1 protein-coding gene is annotated in these 1328 nt (G+C 71.0%); it reads right to left on the bottom strand.

All coding sequences use genetic code 11. The features are described 5' to 3' along the window. Positions 1 to 18: 18 nt before the first annotated feature. Positions 19 to 1071 carry an IS110 family RNA-guided transposase gene (locus ACJTNH_RS20705; RefSeq protein WP_458179154.1) on the bottom strand — a complete coding sequence of 351 codons (1053 nt, stop codon included), beginning with the start codon at positions 1069 to 1071 and terminating at the stop codon, positions 19 to 21. Positions 1072 to 1328 lie beyond the last annotated feature (257 nt).

Genomic DNA, 1328 nt, shown 5'->3' with positions numbered 1-1328 from the left:
GGACGCTCCTATGACGCGTCAAGTCGCGATCGGTGGTGATTCGAGGCGTCGGTAGAGCTCGCGGGCGATGTAGCGCTTGAGGCAGCGTTTGATCTCGCGGTCGGTCTTGCCCTCGGCTCGGCGGCGGTCGGCGTAGGTGCGGGTGCGTTCGTCTCGTTGCAGCCGGGTCAGGACGACGGTGTGCAGGGCGCGGTTGAGCTGTCGGTCACCGGAGCGGTTGAGCCGGTAACGCGTCGTCTTGCCCGAGGACGCCGGGATGGGAGCGGTGCCGGCGAGCATGGCGAAGGCGGCGTCGTCACGGCAGCGGCCTGGGTGGGACCAGGCGGTGAGGACGGTGGCGGCGACGATCGGGCCGACTCCGGTCAGGTCGAGCAGATCCGGTCGCCAGGAACGCACGATGGCGCGGATGGCCGTCTCGTGGTCGAGTGCTTCGGCCTCGAGGAAGCGGGTCCGGCGTGCGAGGTCGCGTAGCACGGTCAGCGCGGTGACGATCTCGATGTCACCGCTGCTGGCGCTGGGGCGCAGCCGGGCGGCGATGCCGATGACGCCGCGGGTGCTCTGGCCGCGGAACCGGGCCCGAACGGCTTCTGGGGCGGTGGTGACCATCGCCAGCAGCTGACGTTGGGCGGCGGTGGCGGCCTCGACCGCGGCCCGCCGGGCGGTCAGCCGCATCTGCAGTGACGCCCGCTCGGCGCCGGTCTTCGGCTGAGCCAGCTGGGTCCGGGCCAGTGCGTCGCGGGCGGCTCGTTCGGCGTCGATCGGGTCGGACTTGGCCCCGGCCCGCCGTGTTGGGCGCTTGGGCCGATCCAGCTCGATGACCAGCTCCTCGGCATCGGCGAGGTGACGGGCCAGGCCGGCGCCGTAGCCGCCGGTGCCCTCCATGGCCCACGCCCGCAGCGCGGAGTACCGCCCGGCCACAGCGACGAGCTCGGCGTAGCCGTCCGGATCGGCCGGCACCGTCACCCGGGCCAGCACGCCACCGGTGCCGGTGTCGAGCACTGCTGCGGTGTGGGTGTCTTTGTGGGTGTCGACGCCGATGACGACCTCGACCAGTTCTGCCAGCATGGTCATGCGTTCTTCTCCTTGACCGGTGGGACGCAGCAGGTCCCGGTCCGGTGCGGAGATGGCAGGACTGTGATGAGACACGCCAGCAGCCACTGGCGGTCAAGCTCCTGATCAGGCCAACGTCTCCGGCCGGGCCGGTGCCGGCAGCAGCGGACGGACAAGTCCAGATGAAGGCACGAAGCCAGTCACATGAAGGGTCACGCCCACCGCTGCCGGCCATCAGCCCATCACCGAAGGACCGACCCGGCCAGCCTCACAGTCAC

The organism is Modestobacter lacusdianchii, from assembly GCF_054177765.1.
Note: the sequence above shows the minus strand (reverse complement) of the source record. Positions and strands in the feature narration are given on the sequence as shown.

Coding starts and splice junctions, on each gene's coding strand:
- ACJTNH_RS20705 (WP_458179154.1), bottom strand. CDS start 1,071: ATGACCATGCTGGCAGAACTGGTCGAGGTCGTCATCGGCGTCGACACC.